The following is a 19,196-nucleotide window of genomic DNA, read 5'->3' as shown; positions in this document are numbered from 1 at the left end:
GAGCGCCGGCCGTCGTCGCGGGGGAGCCGCCCCGTCAGGGAAAACCGATGCCCTGGCAGGCGGCGGGGTCGAAATACCCGTGCACGGCCCCGCACGTGACGTCCGACGCCGTCCCCTTCTTGATGCAATACTTCCCCGCCGTATCGCCGAGTCCGACGTAGGGGACGAGCTCCTTGCATTCGAAGTCGTCCGGGCACTCGCAATAGTTTCCTTCGTCCGGGGCGCCTTCCGCGGGGCCGCAGCGGCAGGAACAATACACCGCTTGCTCGGGAGGGCGTGACCCGCACTGGCCGCAGACGGCGCTCGAGACCGGCGCGTCCGATCCGGGGACGCAGCAGCTCTTGCCTTCGTTGTCGAGCTCGCTCGCGCCTTCGCTCTGGCAGCTCCCGGGCACGTGGCAGACGTACTTCTTGCATTGTTTCGTGGTCACGTCGCACGTCGTGCCCTGGGGGCAATGGTCGTCCGCGGTGCATTCGCACGCGCCGTGCTCCGCGTTGCATGCGCCGCCGTAGTTCGCGCATTGCGAGGCACCTCCGTCCGCCGCCTGGGGATCACAAGGAACCGGGACGACGCCCGACTCGACGCACGATTGGTCCGGGCCGCAGCTCGCGTCGAGCGGGCCTGTGCACGGGGTCGGCTCGGGTTGTCCGAGCGGGCAGCTCGTGCGGCCCTGGAAATTGTTGATCAGGCAGATCCCCGTCTCGCATTGCTGGAAATCGTTCGTCACGATGTTGCGCTCCGTGACCTTCGTGCCGGGGAATCGGGCGTCGAGCTCGACGAAGGGCACACATGGATTCCCGACGTCGCTCGACGTCTGGATGGGCTCCGCGACGATCACGTTGCAGCCAGGCAGGAGCCCGGATGCGGCGGAAAAGAGACCGACGAGGGCAATCGATAGGACGAAAGCACCACTTCGCAAACCATTTCGTAGCGACATGAGCACCTCTCTCCCGAACAGTCTCCAGAGCCCGTCGCCACGGCTCACGGGACCGATATTTTTATTTCAATCCCAGGAGAGCTCGGCGCCGAGGGAGGGAGAGACGAAGGGCAAACCCCAGGTCGCCGCGACACGCCCCACGAATTCGACGACCGGCCGCTGGACCGTCACGCCGGTGAGCACGTCCGCTCGGAGTCGAAGATGCGGCGTCACCGCATAGCCGAGTCCCGCGCGAAGGTACGGCGCGAGGGTGAAGAGCGTCTCGCTCGCCCCCGCATACGGGCGCTCGGGGCGACCTTCGAAATGGAGCACGACCGCCGAGAGGCCGGCGCCCACGTTCGCGTTCCACGCGGCACCGCGCGGCGCGAACGAGCCCCTGAGGCCCACGCCGAGCAGGCCAAAACGCGCGGTTGCGACGCCTTCGGGACCGGCGAGGTTCGCCGGGACAACTGGGATCGACACGAAGGTGCTGAGGCCGATTCGCTCGCTCGGCCGCTGGATGTGGAGGGACGTATGGAGGAGCCCCGAGGGGCCGATGCCTCCCGGGCTCAGCAGCATGGAAGGCCCGAGCTCGAGCGTGAGAAAAGGCCGTCTGCCGGGGACAGGGGCGGCGCGCGGCGTCTCGGCGCGGCGAGGGGCGAGGATCTCGCGAATGACCGCAGGCGGGGCCACCTCGCCGGGCGGAGGTCGCGGCGCGTCGAGTTCCATGAGGCTCGCGCGGAGCAGCTCCATCACCCGGAGCGCCATCGTGGCGCTGCCGCCGTGAGGAGATTCGTCTTCCGCGACGAGCTCACGTAGCACGGTTTTTCCGGTGATTCGATCGACGATCCACACCTCGACGCCGGCGCTCGACGGAACGATACGCACGGCCGCGACCGCGTCGCTCTTGCGCGCGGCTTCCTCCAGCGGCTCGCGCGCCGGCGGGCCCGCCTCCATTTCCACGTCGAGGACCTCGAAATGGAGCGCCTCGAGCTCGGCCCGGATGCGCACCGCGATGCCCGCGTCTTTCGCGGGCGCGACGAGGACGATCCGTGGCTCGCCGCTCGCGTGCGCAGCGGCGAGAGGAAAGGAAGCCACGGCGAGGAACACGCAAAGCGCGGCTGCCTTCATTCGTCCCCCGCCGCCGCCCGAGCCGCCTCGGCGTGAGGTCCGCCGGGGAAATCACGCAGATAAGCGCGCGCCGCCTCGCGGGCGAGCGCCTTGTCGCCGGAACGCAGGCGGGCTTCGAGGAGCCGCCCCGCGGCCTCCCGGGCGAGCCTCCCGCGCGGCCGCTCGTGCAGGTACGTCGAGAACCAGCGCGCGGCCTCCGCGTGTGCGCCCTGTTTGTCGAAGGAGATGATTCCCAGGAGGAAGGCCGCCTCGGCGGCTTGCTCGTCGGCCGGGAAGCGCCGTCGCAGGGCGGAAAAGGCTTCCACGGCGCGCGTCACGTCACCGGTCAGGCGCGCGGCGTCGCCGAGGTCGCGGAGATCGGCCGCGCTCCCTGCCTCGTAAATGGCACCAAGCCCCTCGCGATCCGCTGCTTCGAGCGCGTCCTTGTATCTGCCCGAGGCCGCGAGATCACGCCACGAAGGGCCCGGCGGCGCGGGCGGAAGGGGGGTTTTGCGCGGCGGCGCGGCGCGCGGGACGTTCGGCGCAGGCAACGGCAGATCCGGGGCTTTTTCAGGCAGGTCCTCGGGCAGGGGCTGTGGCTCGGCCGCATTCTGGGGGACGTCCGGCGTCTCGCGTGTCTCCGGGTCGTCCCGGTGAATCACGAAGCGACCCTCCTTGCGGTTTACCTCCAGCGTATCGCCGGCGCGTACGGCGATTCCTTCGCCGAGGATGGGGCCCGAGACGGAGACCGAGCCCTCGACGAGGTGCAACGTGAGCCGCTCGGCGGCGAGATCCCAGGCGACATGAAAACGCGTGCCCGTGACGAGGATCTCGAAGGGGCCGCTGTCGACGAGCCAGCGTGTGCCCTCGTGGTGCACGACGGAGGCCTCGAGCGCGCCATTTTCGAGGACGACACGCCCGCCCGCCCGATGCACGGAGGCAATCCGGACGCTCGAATCCGGCTGGATGTGGAGGCTCGTCCCATCCGAGAAGACCACGGGGACCCTGCGCCCTCTCGGCGTCGCGATGAAGGCACCGGCCCTCCCCGCGTAGGAGTTTTCACCCGCGCCGACGTGAAACGTGAGCGGGCGCTGTCCGACGACGAAAAAGAAGAGCAGGCACGCCGCTGCTGCCACGCCGAAGGCCGCCCCGACAAACTGTTTTCGGGTTCGTCGCGGAGAACGATCCCGCCGCGCGGCGTCCGCAGTGAAAAGGCGAGCGCGCGCCTCGGGATCGGGCGCCCGGCGGCGGAGGATCTCGTCCTGCTCCGCGGCGATCCTGCGGCCGAGCCGCATCAGCGCTTCTTCGGAGCTCCCCATCGTGCACTCCCTTCGAGCCAGTCCGAGAGGGCCGGGTGCTCCCGCGCCTGCTCGGTGAAATGGGCCTCGGCGCGCGCGAGGCGCCGCTTGATGGTCGCGAGCGAGACGCCACACGCCTCCGCGATTTCCGTGAGCTCCATCCCCCCGACGAAACGCAACGCGAAGGGGATCCGCTCGTCGACGGGCAAACCATCGAGGATCGTGTACGTCACTCGAAGGGCTTCTGTCACCTCGCTGCTCGGCAGCGGCGCCTCCACCTCGGGGACTTCGTACCACGGCAAGAGCCGGAGCCAGAATCGGCGTGAGCGGCGCAAGATGCAGGTCCGGGCGGTGAAAATGGCGATCGAGGTGAGCCAGGCGCGGAGCGCGCCCGGGTCGCGCAGCTCGTCGATCGAGCCGAGGGCGCGGACGAACACGTCGTGATGCATATCGGCGAGCTCGCGATCGGCGCCGAGCACGCGGACGAGCGTCCGCATGACGTGGGCCTCGTACCTATCGTAAAGAGCTGCGATCGCCGCGCGGTTGCCCGCGCGAACGGCCGCCACCAGGACGGCGTCGTCCCCGACGAAAGGCAGGGCCCGGACGACCACGCCGCCGCCGCCACTGCCGGCCGCAGGAGGCTCGAGGGTTCGGATGGAAAGCTGCGACGTACCCACACTGATGACGCCACAGTATCCGCACCCCATCCAGACGGCTCATCGGTTGGTCGTCTCACGGGTTTCCGCCGTCGTCCCTGCGTGTGCAGAACGTGCGTCGTGCTTTACGGTACCCAGGAGAGCGGGTAGGGTCGAAGACTCGGGGGACATGTCATGAACGAGGGCGCCGAGAGGGCGAGCGGCATCGAGGCCGAGCGCGACGAGCTACGGGCGGAGGTCGAGCGGCTACGCCGCAGGCTCGCCGAGGTGGAGGGGGCCGCGGCCTCCGGGACCGAGTCGAAGCGGGTGGATCAGGATCTGTTGGCGCAGCAGGCCGTGCTGCGGGCATTCCTCGACAACACGCCCGCCCTGATGTTCGTCAAGGATCTCGAGGGTCGGTTTGTCCTGGTGAACGAGGAATACGCAAAGTTCGCGGGCCGCACGACGGCCGAGCTTTTGGGGCGTCTCGGGACGTCCGTGCTCGCGGCGGCGGACGCGCCGAAGATGGATGCCGCGGATCGGCGCGCGATGACGGAGGGGCGGCTGCACTTCGCCGCCACGCTGACCATCCCCGACGGGTCGAGGAAAACCTTCGTGACGGTGAAGTTTCCGATCCGCGACGAGCAGGGCGAGCTCCTCGGCGTGGGCACGGTGGCCATCGACATGTCGCGCGAGCAGGAGGCGGAGGAGGCACGCGCCGCCTTGCAGGAGAAAATCATCGCCGCGCAGGAAGCGACGATTCGCGAGCTGACGACGCCGCTCCTGCCCATCGCGGACCATGTCGTCGCGATGCCTCTGGTCGGCACGATCAACGAGCAGCGAGCGCAGCAGATCCTCGATGCATTGCTCGACGGGATCACGCGGCATCAGGCGACCGTGGCGATCCTGGACGTCACGGGCATCCGTATCGTCGACACGCACGTCGCGCACACGCTCGTTCATGCGGCGCGGGCCGCGAAATTGCTCGGGGCAAGTGTCGTGCTCACGGGGATGAGCCCGGCCATCGCGCAGACGCTCGTGGACCTCGGCGCGGACTTTCAGGGGCTCGTCACCCTCGGCACGCTCCAGAGCGGTATTTCCTGGGCGATCAGGGGCCGGCGTTGAGGAGCACGAGCACGTCGCGATCCTAGAAGTTGGAGACGGCGATGTCGGGGGGCGTTCGGATCGTTCGAAGCGCAAGCGCTGAACGCCGCCGCGCCGAGGAGGAAAAGAGTCGCGCCAAAGATGGGTCGAAGCAAAGGGAAGCTCCTTTCTGTGCCGGCGCCGCGTTTTACTTCCAGCTCACCTCGTAACGGCAACGCGGCGCGCGTGTTTTTCGACAAACCGTGGGCTCGAGGTGCGTGACGAGGGCAAAGCGTTCGAATCGACGCGCCCAGGCCTGGAGGATACCGCGGTCCAGGTCGCAGTTGTAGGGCGAGTCCACCTCCATGACGGCCCGGTGCCGGGAGGAGGAGACGCACTTGTAATGGCCGATGCCGTCCCGCATCGTGCCCGTCTGCGGGTCGAACATGGGCACGCCGTCTTCGAGGTGATTGAGGTGGTACCCTGCGTCGAAGATCTGCAGCGCCGTGACGATGTCGCCGATCACCCCGGGTGGGACCGCGACGTGGTTCACGACCTGGGCGCCCATCTCGAAACCCCTCTGCGGACCGATGACCGTGAAGAGCTCGTTCATCGCCGCAATGACCTTGTCGAGCGGGCAGGCGGGCGGGAGCTCGAACTCGCCGCCGGGCCCGACCCGTCCGACCCCGTACTTCGCGAAGACGGCTTGCGGACCGTCGGGGAATGTTTTGAACGCGTCGAGATAGCTTTTGATGATGGCCCCGCTGGCCGCGAATCTGGAGAGCATGCCGGGGAGGATAGCGGACGGGCTGCAGAGCACCAGGGCGGGCAGGCTTTCCGCGGGGAGCGCGAGGGCCGCCCGCGCCGATCACGCATTCACGAGGCGCATGCTCATCTCGGGATAACGCGCCCCGGCCGCGGCGTCGCGGGGCATGACCGCGTCGAGGCGCGCGAGGTCGTCCGCCGAGAGCTTGATGGCATCGGCCGCGACGTTTTCTTCGAGGTAGCTCCGGCGCTTCGTGCCCGGAATGGGCACGATGAAATCGCCCTGCGCGAGCACCCACGCGAGCGCGAGCTGCGACGCTTTCACACCTTTCTCGGCGGCGATCGCCTCCACCTTGGCCACGAGGTCGAGGTTCTTCTGGAAGTTTTCCCCCTGGAAGCGCGGCGAGCTGCGGCGGAAATCGTCGGGCGCGAGGTCCTCGAACCGCTTGATTTGCCCGGTGAGAAAGCCGCGGCCGAGGGGGCTGTAGGCAAGGAAGCCGATGCCGAGCTCGCGGCAGACAGCGAGGATGTCGTCCTCCGGATCCCGCGTCCAGAGCGAATATTCCGTTTGCACCGAGGCCAGCGGATGGACCGCGTGCCCGCGCCGGAGCGTCGCGGCGCTCGCCTCCGACAGGCCGATCGCCCGCACCTTGCCCGCCTTCACGAGGTCGGCCATCGCGCCCACGCTCTCCTCGATGGGCGTCTTCGGATCGACGCGGTGGAGCTGATAGAGATCGATCACGTCGACGCGGAGGCGCCTGAGGCTCGCGTCACACGCGTTGCGGATGTACGTGGGCGTGCCGTTGATGCCGCGCACGGTCGGGTCGTTCGGATCTCGCACGATGCCGCACTTCGTCGCGAGCACGACCTCGTTCCTCCGGCCCGCGATGGCGCGGCCGACGAGCTCTTCATTCGTGAACGGGCCATACATGTCCGCGGTGTCGAGCAGGGTGACGCCGAGATCGAGCGCGCGGTGGAGCGTGGCAATCGACTCGGCCTCGTCGCGGGGGCCGTAAAAATCGCTCATGCCCATGCAGCCGAGGCCGAGGGCAGAAACCGTGAGGGGACCGAGCTTACGCGTATGCATGAGGGGCTCCTTCTTCTCGCGCCGCATGGTAGCGTCCGCGCCGCATGCGTACCATCCCTCGGGGCCACATGGCCTTAGCTGCTTTCTTGCTTTTCGGCTGCACCGCGCAAAACCAGCCCCGCTCCGCGGAAACCAGGAGCGGCGGGTCCGCCGATCCCGTGGACGCTTACATCCACGCCGTGATGGAGAAAAACCACGTGCCCGGCGCGGCCGTGGCCATCGTTCGTCAGGGCAAGGTCGAGAGAATCACCACGTACGGCGTCGCGGACCTGGAGTCCGAGGCGAAGGTCGGGCCCGAGACCGCGTTCCAGATCGCCTCCGCGACCAAGTTGTTCACGGGCACGCTGGTGATGCTCCTCGTGCAGGAGGGAAAGATCGGCCTCGATGATCCGATCTCGAAATATCTGCCCGACGCGCCCGAGGCATGGAAGGTGATCACGGTCCGGCATCTCGCTGCGCATGCGTCGGGATTGAAGGACGATCCCGAGGATCAGAATGATGCCGCCGCCTCGGTGGCCGCGCGGTACGAGGCCGCCAAGAAGGGGCCGCTGGCCTACACGCCTGGCGAGCGCAGCGAATACGCGCTCACGGATTTCGTGGTGCTCACGCACGTCCTCGAAACAGTCACGGGGGAACGATTCGAAGAGCTCTTGAAGCGCCGCATCTTCCAGCCGCTCGGTTTTTCCTGTACGCGTTTCGAGCACGCGGTGCAGGATGGCCCGGTGCGCGTGGCCGACGTCATCCCGCGCCGGGCCACGATCTATCGCTTCGAGAACGGCAAACACGAGCGCCTGTGGTTCCTCTATCCCGTCCACACCTATGCCGCCGGGGGCATGTTTTCCTGCGTGAAGGACCTCGCACGCTGGGCCGTCGCCATGGACGAGGGCACGCTCCTGACCCGGGAGACCCAGGCGAGCGCCGCCACGGCATTCAAGCTGAACGACGGTCGCGCGGGCGAGTTTGGCGTGGCCTTCGGGGTGAGTCGATTGCGCGGCCATGCGACCTTTGGGCATAGCGGCGGCGGTGCGCTCGCCGACGTGCTGCGGATTCCGGACCAGGAGCTCTCGGTGATCGTCTTGACAAACGAACAGCGGCTCCTCCCGCTCCTCGCGCCGAACATCGCGAGCCTGTACATGCCGCCCTGGCCGGCGGTCTCCGAGCCCGGCATCCCCGACGCCGATCCCGCCCTGACGGCCACGCATCGAGGCGTGGTGGAGGGCTTGATGCAAGGCACGCTCGACCCCGCCGTCTTTGCGCTGCTGACGAAGGAGTTGCTTTTGCCGGTGTTGCGCTCGTTCGGGACCCCGGGCAATGCCCTGCTGCCGCCCCTCCGCAAGCTCGTCTTGCTCGAAGACCACAAAGCCGGAGAGCCAGGCAAGCGCGTCTATCGCGCAATCTACGGCAAAGACACGTCGCTCCGATGGACCTTCGGCCTGGATGCCGAGGGCAAGATCCTCGACCTCAATTACGAGTGGGAATGATCAGATTCGCGAGGCCCGCGCGAGCGGCGGGCCCGCGTCGAGCAACTCCTGCAGCTTGTGCACCTCGACCGGTTTGACGAGGTGCACGTCGAACCCGGCCGAAAGCGCCGTCGTCCGTTGCTCGGGCGAGCCATATCCCGTCAGCGCCACGAGCCAGAGGCCTTTTCCGCGCGGATCCGCCCGCAGCCGCCGCACCACCTCGAACCCGTCGATGCCCGGCAGGCCGATGTCGATGAGCGTCACGTCCGGCAGGAGCTCGAGCACTTTGCCGACGCCGGCAATCCCGTCCGAGGCGGCATGGACCTCGTGGCCCCACATCTCGCAAAGATCGCCGAGCGCCTGCTGCGCGTCGACGTTGTCCTCCACGATGCAGATGCGCCGCCGTCGGAGCTCCGTGATCCCGCGCAGCGACGCACGCTCGCCCGTCTCCGCGAGATCGAGCAGCGGCAGGCGCACCTCGAACTCGGCGCCTCGGCCGATGCCGTCGCTCCGCGCCTCCACCTCGCCGTCGTGCAGCTCCACCAGCGTGCGCACGAGCGTGAGCCCGATCCCGAGGCCCCCGCGCGAGCGGGCGAGCGTCACGCTGGCCTGCGCGAAGAGGCCGAAGATCATGGGGAGCGCGTCGGCCGTGATGCCGATGCCGTCGTCGCGCACGCGTATCCGCGCGAACGCGGCGCCGCCCACGGAGGCCGGTTCGAGGCTCACGCGGATGTGCCCGCCGACGTCGGTGTACTTGCTCGCGTTGTCGAGCAGGTTCGTGAAGATCTGTTCGAGCCGCGTGACGTCGCCGCGGACCTGGATGGGCGCGTCCGGCAGCGCGAGCGCGAGCGTCTGGCCGCGCTGGTTCGTGCCGCGCTCCCGCGTCGTGAGCACGACACGCGCGAGCAAACTCTTGAGATCCACCGGCTCGAGACGCAGCTCGATCTTGCCCTGCGTGACACGCGAGACGTCGAGCAGATCGTCGACGAGCCGCGCGAGGTGCACGGTCTGGCGGCGCAGCACCTCGCGCGCGCGGCGTTCGCCCTGGTTCACGGCGTCACGTTGCTCGAGCATGGGCAGCGAGGCGGTGATGGCGGCGAGCGGGTTGCGCAGCTCGTGCGCGAGCATGGCGAGGAACTCGTCCTTGCGGCGGTCGGCCTCCGCCAGGCGATCGGCGCGCGTGCGGAGCTCACGCTCGGCCTGGGCGAGGCGGAGGAGCGAGCGCACGGTGGCCACGAGCTCGGTCGCCTCGAAGGGCTGCGTCAAATATCCGTCGGCCCCGATGTCGAGCCCCTGCACCTTCTTGTCGAGCGAGACGAACGTCGCTGACGTGTGAAGGATCTTCACGCCGGCCGTACGCGGGTTCGCCTTGATGCGCCTGCAGACCTCGAAGCCGTCGATGTCGGGCAGCTTGACGTCGAGCACCACCACGTCGGGCAGCTCGCGGTGGACCATCTCGAGCGCGTCCATGCCGCTCGACGCTTCGATGACGTCGAGGCCGGCCCTGCGGAGCATGGTGGTGCCCAGATAACGGGCGACCTCGTTGTCGTTGACGTTGAGGATCTTGCCCACATGCTCCTGCGGCTTGCCGTTGTTTCTTTGCATGCGTCCCGTCACTCCGTGCTCGATGAGGTGCCGACACCTGCCTTCCGCAAGGCGTCGCGAATGCGGTGGATGGCGAGCTCGCGCGAAAGGCTGTCCTTCGAGAGGATCGCCTCGGTCTCGGCCACGAGCCGCTCGCGATCGGAGGGCTCGAGCACGTGCGACGTGACGATCACGACGGAGATGCCCCGCGTGCGCGGGTCGGCCTTGAGGTCGTCGAGGACGTCGAACGCGGTGACGTCCTTGAGCAGGAAGTCGAGGAAGATGACCTCGGGACGGAGCTTCTGGGCGAGCTCAACGCCCTCGGGCCCGGTGCGCGCTTCGACGAGCTCGTAGGGCGTCTTTTCGAGCAGCTTGCGGATGAGGTACCGGGCTCGCTCGTCGTCGTCGATGACGAGCAGCCGCGTGGGCGTGCCGGGGCGCGTCACGCTCTTCAGCTTGCGGAGCAGGTGATCCTGATCGACCGGCTTGAGCCAGAACTCGTCGGCGCCGAGCGCGCGCGCGCGTTGCTCCTTGTTGGTGACGGTCACGACGAGGACGGGGATCTCGCGCGTCTCGGCGCTCTGCTTCACCTCGGCCAGGAAGTCCCAGGTGGCCTCGCCTTCGAGCATGATGTCGAGCACGATCGCCGCGGGTCGGAACGTGCCGAGCAGCCTGCGCGCGTCGTCGACGGTGCGCGCCGGTACGACCTGGAAGCCCGCGAGCGAGAGAAACTTCTCGTAGATGAACATCGTCTTGCGGTCGTCCTCGACGATGAGCACGGGCGCGCGGGAGGGATCGAGCGGGCGCGCGGCGAGCGTCGCGAGCTCGCGCACCTCGGGGTGCGTGGCGGGGATCGTGAGGGTGAAGGTCGAGCCAAGGCCGAGCTCGCTCTCGACCGTGAGCGTCCCGCCGAGCAGCTCGCCGAGGCGCCGCGAGAGCGCGAGGCCGAGGCCGGTGCCCTTGTGCTTGCGCTGGACCGGCCCGTCGATCTGTCCGAACTCCTCGAAGATACGGTCGAAATGCTCGGGCGCGATGCCGATGCCCGTGTCCTCGACGGTGAAGACCACGTCGTCGCCGCGCCGCACGGCGCTCGCCACGACGCGGCCCTGCTCGGTGAACTTGAGCGCGTTCGTGACGAGGTTGCGGATGACCTGGGCGACCTTGCCCTGATCGGTTTCGAGCGTGATGTCGCCCTCGGGCAGCTCGAAGAGGAGATCGACGCCGGGGTGGGAGGGCAAAAGCGGCCGGAGCATGCCGCGCATGGCGGCGAAGAAGCTGGAGGCCGTGAAGGCCTCCGCGCGCAGCGTGAGCTTGCCGGACTCGGCCTTGGAGAGGTCGAGGACGTCGTTGACGAGCTGCGAGAGCTCCTCGGCCGAGGTGCGGATGAAGCGGATCTGCTTCTGCTGCTCGTCCGTGAGCGGGCCGTCGCTGCCGTCGAGCAGGAGCTGGGACAAACCCAGGATCGAGTGCAGCGGCGTGCGGAACTCGTGGCTCACGTTGGCGAGGACGCGGCTGCGGACCTCGGAGGTGCGGCGGAGCGCGTCGATCTTGTCTTCGAGCTCGGCGTGGAGCGTGACCACGCCGCGGTTCGACTCGTCGAGTTCGGTCTGCTGGGTCTCGATCTCGCGCTTTTGCCGGACGATCTCGCGGTTCAGGTTGACGATCTCGGTGAGGGCGCGGCTGAGCTGCTCGATCGCGCCGCCGTAGCCCTCGGGGTACACGAAGCCGAAGAGCTCGGTGCCGCCCTTGCCGTCCGGGCGTGCGCTGAACGACACCGTGGTGGGCTTGCCGTTGCAGAGGAGCGAGAGCTCCCAGTTGCGGATGTCGTTCACGGCCGCGCGCGTGAGCAGCGCCTGGGTTTTTTCTTCCGTGCCGGGGACGGAGAGCGTGGTCAGCGCGGTGCCGGGTTGCGCGCCGAGGAGGCTTCGCGCTCGCGTGTCGGCCCACCGGATGAGCCCTTGCGCGTCGCACGCGAGCACGAGCTCTCGGCTCTCGGAGAGCCAGCGCGCGGCCATTCCTTCGGTCAAGGTGTCCCTCCGAGCGCATGGGGCGCTGGGCGGGAGACCAGTCGGCCCACGATCCCGACGAGATCGTGGGCGTCGCGGGCGAACCCGTCGGCGGCGAGCTCCTCCGCTGGATTCGCGAGCGTGTCGCAGGCGGCGCCGCCGACGAGGATGGGCAGCGCCTCGCCGAAGTCGGACCGGAGCCGCGCCACGGTCATGCGCAGCGAGCGCAGATTGAAGCTCATGGTGACCGAGAGGGCGACGAGGTCGGGGCGCTCTCGGCGGATCATGGACACGAGGGATTCGGTGGGGACATCCGCGCCGAGAAAGCGCACGTCGTAGCCCGCGAGGTCGAGGGCGTCGGCGGCGAGACGGGCGGGGAAATCGTGGTGCTCGCCCTCGACGCAGCCGAAGAGGACGATCTTGTCGACGAGCGGCGAGGCGGGCGAGAGCAGGTAGAGGTGCGCGAGGACGACCTGCGCGACCGCGGTGGCGAGGTGCTCGTCGGCGACGCTGATCCGGTTGTCCTGCCAGAGCTCACCGATCTTGCGTTGCGCTGCCTGGAGGACGCGCAACGTGACCTCCGAGGCCGGCGCGCCGCGCCCGACGCCCTCGTCCATCACGAGGCGCAACGCTTCACGCCGATCGCCCGCGAGTTGAGCCTGTACGAAACGCGCGCACAGATCGTCGACGGGAGAGGGAAAACGGTTCACGAATGGGCCTAAAGGAGCCGGGCGATCGCGGGTTCGTCCGGGATGAGGTAACCGTGACCGGGACGGGAATGATTCATTGCATCCCGAGCCCGCCCGTGTGGCATTGATTTCCGCGTCGGGACGCTCCGTAGGGACACGCCCGAGCTTCATAAGTTACTTGGAACAGCAAGCAGACGAACCGGTCTCGGCTGTATAACGAGCGATCGTGCCGTGCACTCACGCTGCAATGGTACAGGGCGCTGACCCTGGGGGATGGGGCCGATTAGATTTTCGAGCATGGCGGTTCGCATCATTCCGCTCGGCGGATTGGGGGAGGTCGGGATGAACGCGATGGTCATCGAAGAGGATGGCCGCCGCGTGCTCGTCGATTGCGGGGTGCTCTTTCCGAACGATCAAGTGCTGGGCGTCGAGGTGGCCATTCCCGAGCTGCGTTATCTGCGCGAGGCGGGCGGGCTCGACGCCGTGCTCCTCACGCACGGGCACGAGGACCACATCGGCGGCCTGCCCTCGGTGCTCCGCGAATTCCGGGTGCCCGTCTACGGGACCCGCTTCACGCTCGGGCTCCTCAGGGAGCGACTCGTCGAGCTCGGAGTCTCGGCTCCGCTGACCGAGGTTTGGCCGGGCGAACGTTTCCAGGCGGGGCCCTTCCGGGTCGAGCCGATCCGCGTCACGCATTCGATTCCGGATGCGGTGGGCTTCGCCCTCGAGACCGGCGAAGGGATCCTCGTGCACACGGGGGATTTCAAGATCGACCTGACGCCTGTGGGCGGCGAGCGCCTGGATATCGCGCGGTTCGCCGAGTATGGCAAGGCGGGTGTGGCCGCGCTTCTCTCGGACTCGACGAACGCCGAGCGGGAGGGTTTTTCCGTGAGCGAGAGCGCGGTGGCCGAGGCCTTCGCGCGGCGCTTCGGCGAGGCGAGGGGACGGATCGTCGTCGCGCTCTTCGCCTCCAACGTGTACCGGGTGCAAAGCATCCTCGATCTCGCGGACAAACTCGGGCGCCGGGTGACGCTCGCCGGCCGCAGCCTCTGCACGAACGTGCGGATCGCGGAAACGCAGGGGCTCGTCGACATTCCCGACGGCGTGCTGCTCGACGTCGACAAGGCCGCAGGAATGCCGCCCGAGGCGCTGATCGTCCTCACCTCGGGCGCGCAGGGCGAGCCGAACAGCGCGCTCGCGCGCATGGCCACCGGCGATCATCGGCACTTGCGCGTCGAGGCGGGCGACACCGTGATCTTCTCGTCACGCGCGATCCCGGGCAATGAAATCGCGGTCGGTCAGATCGCGAATCGGCTCGCCAAGCGCGGCGCGGTGGTCGTGGATAGGGCTTTTGATCCGATCCACGTGAGCGGGCACGCGCAGATGGAGGAGCAGAAGATGCTGATCGACGCCGTGCGACCGCGGCATTTCGTGCCCATCCACGGCGAATACCGGATGCTGCTCGCGCACGCGCGCACGGCGATCCGGATGGGGCTCTCGGCGGCGGACGTTTTCGTGATCGAGGACGGCGAGGTGCTGTCGATCGAGAGCGGCCAGATGCGTCTTGGCGCGCCGGTGCCGAGCGGGCGCGTTTGGCTCGACGCACGGGGAGGCCTCGACGTATCGGAGCTCGTCTTGCGCGAGCGGGAAGTGATTTCGGAGCAAGGAATGGTGCTGGTGCTCGTGGTCGCGGATCGCAAGACGGGCGAGGTCGTGCGGGGGCCGGACCTTCTGGCGCGCGGGGTGGCGCATTTCGACGAAGGGAGCGAGCTCCACGCGAGGGCGCGGCAAAACGCGGAGGAGGAGCTTGCGCGGCTGTCGGCGCCGATGCGGACCTTGGCGCCGGCGCTGGAAGATGCGCTGAGCCGCGGCGTGCGAGCGGCGTTTGCCCACCGGGAGCGAGGCAAGAGGCCGGCCGTCTTGCCCATCGCGATGCTGCTGTAGCCCCGCCGGGCAGGCCTCGAATTTGCCGGCGAGGGGGAGCGTCATGAACCAAGCGGCATTGCTCGACGTGGACGGGACGCTGATCGATACGAACCTCCTGCACGTGCTCGCCTGGCGGCGGGCCTTCGAGCGGCTGGGGAGGGAAATCGAGGCGAACCGGATCCTGCACGCGATCGGAATGGGCGGAGACAGGCTCGTGCCCGCGATTCTGGGCGAGGTCCCGGACGACGTCGCCGAGCAGGCGAGCGCCTTTCACGCGGAGGAATACGTCGAGACGGGCCTCATCGAGCATGCGCGCGCTCTTCCCGGCGCGACGCGGCTGCTCGAAGCGCTGCGCGAGCGAGGCGTGCGCATCGCGCTGGCGAGCTCGGCGCGCCGCGAGGAGCTCGATCGGCTGCTCGCAAAGCTCGGCCCGGCGGCGAAGCACGTGGACGTCATCATCTCGAAGGACGACGTCTCCACGACGAAACCCGCGCCCGATATTTTCGCGGAGGCGCTCTCGGCGCTGGGGCGGCCGGCCGAGGCGTTCGTCGTGGGCGATACGGTGTACGACATCGTCGCGGCGAAGCAGATCCATCTGTCTTGTTTGTGCGTGCTCACCGGCGGAATCGAGCGCGACTTGCTCGAACAGGCGGGGGCGGCCGCGATTTATGCGACCCCAGAGGCCCTCGCCGACGATCTCGATCAGGCGCTCGGATCGAGCCGTCGCGCGGCCTGAGGTCGGTCCGCGGTGGCCGTCTCTCCGGCAGCGGACGTCGAGGCGGAGGTCGATCACCTTTATGGTCTCCCGCTCGGCGAATTCACGGCGGCGCGTGACGCGCTCGCGCGGCGGCTGCGCAGCGAAGGGCGGCGGGAGGAGGCCAAGGCCGTCGCGATCCTTCCCAAGCCAAACCAGGCGGCCTGGGCGGTGAATCAGGTATTTCGCGGGCGGCGTGCGAAATTCGAGGCGCTGCTCGACGCGGGGGATCGGGCGCGGGCGGCGCAGATCGGAGCGCTCACGGGCGGACGGACCGAGCCATTTCGGGCTGCGCTGAAGGACGAGGAGCGGGCGCTCGGTGAGCTTTTGCGCGCGGCTCGGGAGGCGTTGTCGGCGGCCGGGCTCGGCGCGAGCGAGGCGCAGATCGGTCGTATCGCGGAGACCCTGCGCGCCCTCGCGCATCGGCCCGACGGCCGTGTTTTGCTCGACCGGGGGCGGCTCGTGCGCGAGGTGGATCCGCCTGGTTTCGAGGTCCTCGCGGGTCTCGAAGCCTCTTTGCCGCGCCGGCCTGCGTCGGCGCCGAGGGTGGAGTCGCCGAAAGAAGAGGCTCCGAAAAAGATGGGGCCCACGCCATTGCAGAGGCGCGAGGCCGAGCAGGCGCGATTGCTGAAGGAGCGCCTGGCGAAGGCCACCGCGGAGGAGAAAGAACGCGCCCGGCGCGCGGAGGAGGAGCGGAAGGCGGAGGAGAAACGCCGCCGCCGGCTTGAAGCCTTGCGCGATCGGCTGGCAGCGTCCGAAGCGGAGTCGGCCCGCCGCGCCGAGGAGGCCCGAGCGTTGCGCGCTTCCGCCGAGGCATCCGAGCGGGCCGTGGCCGAGGCTCTGGCGAAATCGGACCGCGCGTCGCGGGAGGCCGTGCGCGCAGAAGAGGAGGCCAAGCGCGCCCGGGAGGCCGAGGCACGCGCGCACGACGCGCTCGCGGCTGCGCAAGAGGAGGCCACGCGCGCCTTCGAAAAAGCGCGCGCCGCCGAGCAAGCATCCGAGCGCACGCGGGAAGCTGCCGCGACGATCGCGCGGGAATACCACGCGGCGCGGAATCAGCCGTGAAACGCCCGGATCGTCACGGAAATCCTTCGCCCGCGCGAGCCCTTCGGTGCCGGAACTTCGTGGGTCCAGGTTCGATTCGTGTCCCACGGAATCACGATGACCCCCGCATGCACTGCGGGTACGTCGACGAACCCTTTTCCTCGCCACGGCCGCATGCGGAACACCCGCTCCTCGCCGAACGAGAACGTGACGATCGGCGAGCTTTCGACGCGGTTGATGTCGCTGTCGCGGTGTTTGCCGATGTAATGCCCCTCCGCGCCGTCGTACCAGTTGAAGAGCAGGCCGTTCAGCCGCGGCTCGAAGGTTTCGCGCGCCCAGCCGAGCCAGACGTCCATCTGCGGCGTCAGCGGCAGCGCGCGATTCGTGTTGCCCGTGTAGCGGTAATCCGCGCCGTACGCCTGTTGCCATCGCGGCGTGCGCACGAGGCGGCCGTGCATCTTGATCTCGTGGAACACGTCGGGGTGCAGCGCCCAGAGCGCCTCGAAGCCGGCCGCGTCCGGGACCAGGGCCTTCGGCAGGGCGCCGACCTGCACGTGGTGCGTCTCGTCGAGCGCGATCGTGCGGAGCGGGATCATGAGCTGATCATATGTTCAGACGGCGCGGAGCACAAGCAGATCGTTCCCGGGCGGTTGACCTCGCCCTTTGGAGTGGTTTTACTCCGGGCCCGGCCGCGTTCGGCTGAAGGAGGCTCGCTTCGATGTCGCTCACGTTTTACTACGGCTCCGGATCGCCGTACGCCTGGAAGGTATGGCTCGCGCTCGAGCACAAGAAGCTCGACTACGAGTGGAAGCTGCTTACGTTCGACCGCGGCGAGACGCGTTCCCCTGAATATCTCGCGATCAACCCGCGCGGCAAGGTGCCCGTCCTCGTGCATGACGGCCTCGTGATCGCCGAATCGAACGCGATCGTCGAGTACCTCGAAGAACGATTCCCCGATTCCCCGCTCTGGCCGCGAGACGTGACCGCGCGCGCGAAGGCTCGCCAGCTCGCCGCCGAGGCCGACGGCTACATCGCCCCGGTGCAGCGCCGTCTGTTCCAGGAAACTTTGTACACCAAGGAAGAGGCACGAGACGCGACCAAGATCGCCGAGGCGCAGGCGGCGGTCCTCGAAGAGCTCGCGCGATGGGACGCGGGGCTCACGGGGGATTGGCTCGCAGGGGAGCTCTCGCTCGCCGATTTCGCGGCCTACCCGCACATCCGGGCCATCCGTCGCGTCGACGACCGGCTGCCCGCGCACGGCCTCGGCGACCGCTGGCCTGCCCGCATCACCGCCTGGATGAAGCGCATCGAGGCATTGCCCTATTACGAGAAGACGATTCCCCCGCACTGGAAGGGCTGAGCTTCCGCAGACGCGCGGGAGAGCGCCGACCAGGCGGCCTCCCGCGGCGGTCTGGCACGGCGCTCGGAGAGCGGGCTCGAGCTCGCGGCCATCAGCATTGCGACCGCTCTCGTCGGTTGCGCCGTGGGAGCATGGCTCGACGTTCACCCCTGACTCGCTCTGCGTTGCGGTCAGCGTCGCCGGGACCCAGCTTCGAGGTATGCCCGCGACCGGCAAGATCCACACGCGGCGACCGACACCCAAAGGACTCGATGGCACGGCGCCTCCTCCCGCGACACTGACCTCTCGGGAGATCATGGAGCGTCTTCACCAAGCCGAGCAGGCCTTTCAGGAGAGCGAGGCGAGGCTCCTCGCCTGCACCGACACCGCCGAGAGGCGCGCGGCCGAGCTCGAAACGTTGGCCGATATCATGGTCGATGCTGTCCTCGTCATCGACGCCGTCGCGTGGGTCACCCTGGCGAATCAGGCGGCCTTGCGCCTGTTCGGCATCGAGCGGGGGATCGACGTGCCGCGGGATCCCGGGACCCTCATCGATTCCATGCAGATTCGCCATCTCGACGGGCGGCGGATCAAGCGCGAGGAAATGCCGCTCCTCCGTGCGCTCGAGGGCGAGACCGTCCGGGGGGAGCGGATCATCGCGCGCCTGCCCGGCACGGCAGGCACCGCGTACATCGAACGGAGCGCGGCGCCCATTCTCGATCGGAAAGGCGACGTCCGCGGCGCGGTCTGGATCGGACGCGACGTGACCCAGTACATCCAGCTCGAGCGGCTCAAAGAGGAGTTTGTCCGGGTCGCCGCCCACGAGCTCGAGACGCCGGTCGCCGTGATGAAGGGTCACGCAGAGCTCCTCCTTCGCCGCGCGCCGGCCGATCTGACGCCGCGATCGCGCAGCGCGCTCGAGGCCATCAATCGAGGGGCGAACCGTATCGACAAGATCGTCCAGGACCTGCTCGACATCTCGCAGCTCCAGACGGGCAAGCTCGATCTCGTGCAGGAGCTCGTGGATTTGCCCGCGCTCGTGCGCGAAGTCACGGGTCGTTTCGCAGCCGGAAGGTCCCACGCGATCCGGCTGCGCATCGAGGGGGAGGTGAGCCTCCCGGCAGACCGTCAGCGCCTCGAATCCGTGGTCTACACCGTGCTCGACAATGCATTTCGTTATTCCCCTCCGGGAAGCGAGGTCGAGGTCGAGGTGAGCGTGGAAGGTCGAGAGGCTCGCGTGTGCGTCCGGGATCGCGGCGTCGGCATTCCGCGCGCGAGGCAGGGGCGTATCTTCGAGCGATTCTATCGCGCGCACACCGGAACGCCGCACGATTCCGGTGGGATGGGTGTGGGGCTTTTCATCGCGCGTGCGATCGTCGAGGCGCACGGTGGCGCGATGTGGTTCGGGAGCGAGGAGGGCCGCGGCAGCCTATTTTGCTTCCGCCTGCCCCTGGGAGGCGCCGATGGTCGTCGATAGCCGCGGCCGCGTGCCCGTGGTGG

17 protein-coding genes are annotated in these 19,196 nt (G+C 68.5%); 7 read left to right on the top strand and 10 right to left on the bottom strand.

Translation table 11 applies throughout. From position 1 onward, the window contains the following. Window positions 1-34: 34 nt before the first annotated feature. From KEG38_RS16035 to KEG38_RS16020, 4 genes are all read right to left on the bottom strand, one after another. Complete coding sequence (locus tag KEG38_RS16035) at window positions 35-937, bottom strand: hypothetical protein (protein WP_272420335.1); 903 nt, start codon at window positions 935-937, stop codon at window positions 35-37. A gap of 66 nt (window positions 938-1,003) precedes the next feature. Next, window positions 1,004-2,014, bottom strand: a complete 1,011-nt coding sequence (locus KEG38_RS16030; protein WP_272420334.1) for a hypothetical protein — start codon at window positions 2,012-2,014, stop codon at window positions 1,004-1,006. 29 nt (window positions 2,015-2,043) lie between these two features. Then, the gene (locus KEG38_RS16025; protein ID WP_272420333.1) at window positions 2,044-3,345 is read right to left on the bottom strand and encodes a FecR domain-containing protein; all 1,302 of its coding nucleotides are present in this window, start codon (window positions 3,343-3,345) and stop codon (window positions 2,044-2,046) included. After that, window positions 3,321-4,001, bottom strand: a complete 681-nt coding sequence (locus tag KEG38_RS16020) for an RNA polymerase sigma factor (RefSeq protein WP_272420332.1) — start codon at window positions 3,999-4,001, stop codon at window positions 3,321-3,323. Before KEG38_RS16020 ends, KEG38_RS16025 begins: the two co-directional genes overlap by 25 nt. A gap of 153 nt (window positions 4,002-4,154) precedes the next feature. Here KEG38_RS16020 and KEG38_RS16015 point away from each other — a divergent pair, with 153 nt between their 5' ends. Continuing rightward, window positions 4,155-5,084, top strand: a complete 930-nt coding sequence (locus KEG38_RS16015) for a PAS domain-containing protein (RefSeq protein ID WP_272420331.1) — start codon at window positions 4,155-4,157, stop codon at window positions 5,082-5,084. A gap of 166 nt (window positions 5,085-5,250) precedes the next feature. On the opposite strand, the gene KEG38_RS16010 is transcribed toward KEG38_RS16015, so the two are convergent. Continuing rightward, entirely contained in the window at window positions 5,251-5,829 is a 579-nt protein-coding gene (locus KEG38_RS16010) for a hypothetical protein (RefSeq protein WP_272420330.1), read from the bottom strand. 81 nt (window positions 5,830-5,910) lie between these two features. Continuing rightward, window positions 5,911-6,894, bottom strand: coding sequence for an aldo/keto reductase (locus KEG38_RS16005; RefSeq protein ID WP_272420329.1), 984 nt, complete (start codon window positions 6,892-6,894; stop codon window positions 5,911-5,913). A 44-nt stretch (window positions 6,895-6,938) separates the two neighbouring features. On the opposite strand from KEG38_RS16005, the gene KEG38_RS16000 reads away from it, so the two are divergent. Continuing rightward, window positions 6,939-8,375 carry a serine hydrolase domain-containing protein gene (locus tag KEG38_RS16000; RefSeq protein ID WP_308215623.1) on the top strand — a complete coding sequence of 479 codons (1,437 nt, stop codon included), beginning with the start codon at window positions 6,939-6,941 and terminating at the stop codon, window positions 8,373-8,375. Here the strand turns inward: KEG38_RS16000 and KEG38_RS15995 are convergent, their stop codons facing one another. Genes KEG38_RS15995 through KEG38_RS15985 form a run of 3 tightly spaced genes read right to left on the bottom strand, consistent with a single transcriptional unit; the run spans window position 8,376 to window position 12,654 of the window. Then, window positions 8,376-9,959, bottom strand: coding sequence for a response regulator (locus KEG38_RS15995; RefSeq protein WP_272420327.1), 1,584 nt, complete (start codon window positions 9,957-9,959; stop codon window positions 8,376-8,378). A gap of 8 nt (window positions 9,960-9,967) precedes the next feature. After that, window positions 9,968-11,965 carry an ATP-binding response regulator gene (locus KEG38_RS15990; protein ID WP_272420326.1) on the bottom strand — a complete coding sequence of 666 codons (1,998 nt, stop codon included), beginning with the start codon at window positions 11,963-11,965 and terminating at the stop codon, window positions 9,968-9,970. After that, the gene (locus KEG38_RS15985) at window positions 11,962-12,654 is read right to left on the bottom strand and encodes a cobalamin B12-binding domain-containing protein (protein ID WP_272420325.1); all 693 of its coding nucleotides are present in this window, start codon (window positions 12,652-12,654) and stop codon (window positions 11,962-11,964) included. The genes KEG38_RS15990 and KEG38_RS15985 overlap by 4 nt, the downstream gene beginning before the upstream one ends. A 276-nt stretch (window positions 12,655-12,930) precedes the next feature. On the opposite strand from KEG38_RS15985, the gene KEG38_RS15980 reads away from it, so the two are divergent. From KEG38_RS15980 to KEG38_RS15970, 3 genes are read left to right on the top strand one after another with little or no spacing between them, the layout of a single operon-like run. After that, a complete protein-coding gene (locus tag KEG38_RS15980; protein ID WP_272420324.1) occupies window positions 12,931-14,577 on the top strand; it encodes a ribonuclease J in 1,647 nt (548 codons plus the stop codon). 43 nt (window positions 14,578-14,620) lie between these two features. Further along, entirely contained in the window at window positions 14,621-15,295 is a 675-nt protein-coding gene (locus tag KEG38_RS15975) for an HAD family hydrolase (RefSeq protein WP_272420323.1), read from the top strand. Between the two features lie 12 nt (window positions 15,296-15,307). Continuing rightward, complete coding sequence (locus tag KEG38_RS15970; RefSeq protein ID WP_272420322.1) at window positions 15,308-16,378, top strand: hypothetical protein; 1,071 nt, start codon at window positions 15,308-15,310, stop codon at window positions 16,376-16,378. Here KEG38_RS15970 and KEG38_RS15965 read toward each other — a convergent pair. After that, a complete protein-coding gene (locus tag KEG38_RS15965; RefSeq protein WP_272420321.1) occupies window positions 16,369-16,953 on the bottom strand; it encodes an alpha-ketoglutarate-dependent dioxygenase AlkB in 585 nt (194 codons plus the stop codon). The two genes, KEG38_RS15970 and KEG38_RS15965, sit on opposite strands and share 10 nt — an antisense overlap. A gap of 122 nt (window positions 16,954-17,075) precedes the next feature. On the opposite strand from KEG38_RS15965, the gene KEG38_RS15960 reads away from it, so the two are divergent. Together KEG38_RS15960 and KEG38_RS15955 are read left to right on the top strand one after the other, a co-directional pair. After that, entirely contained in the window at window positions 17,076-17,717 is a 642-nt protein-coding gene (locus KEG38_RS15960; RefSeq protein ID WP_272420320.1) for a glutathione S-transferase family protein, read from the top strand. A gap of 295 nt (window positions 17,718-18,012) precedes the next feature. Next, window positions 18,013-19,173: a sensor histidine kinase gene (locus KEG38_RS15955; protein ID WP_272420319.1), complete on the top strand. Its 1,161-nt coding sequence runs from the start codon at window positions 18,013-18,015 to the stop codon at window positions 19,171-19,173. Window positions 19,174-19,196: the final 23 nt, after the last annotated feature.

It is taken from the genome of Polyangium jinanense (assembly GCF_028435265.1).
GTDB classification, from domain to species: Bacteria; Myxococcota_A; Polyangia; order Polyangiales; family Polyangiaceae; genus Polyangium; species Polyangium jinanense.
This window is presented reverse-complemented; position numbering and strand designations above follow the sequence as displayed.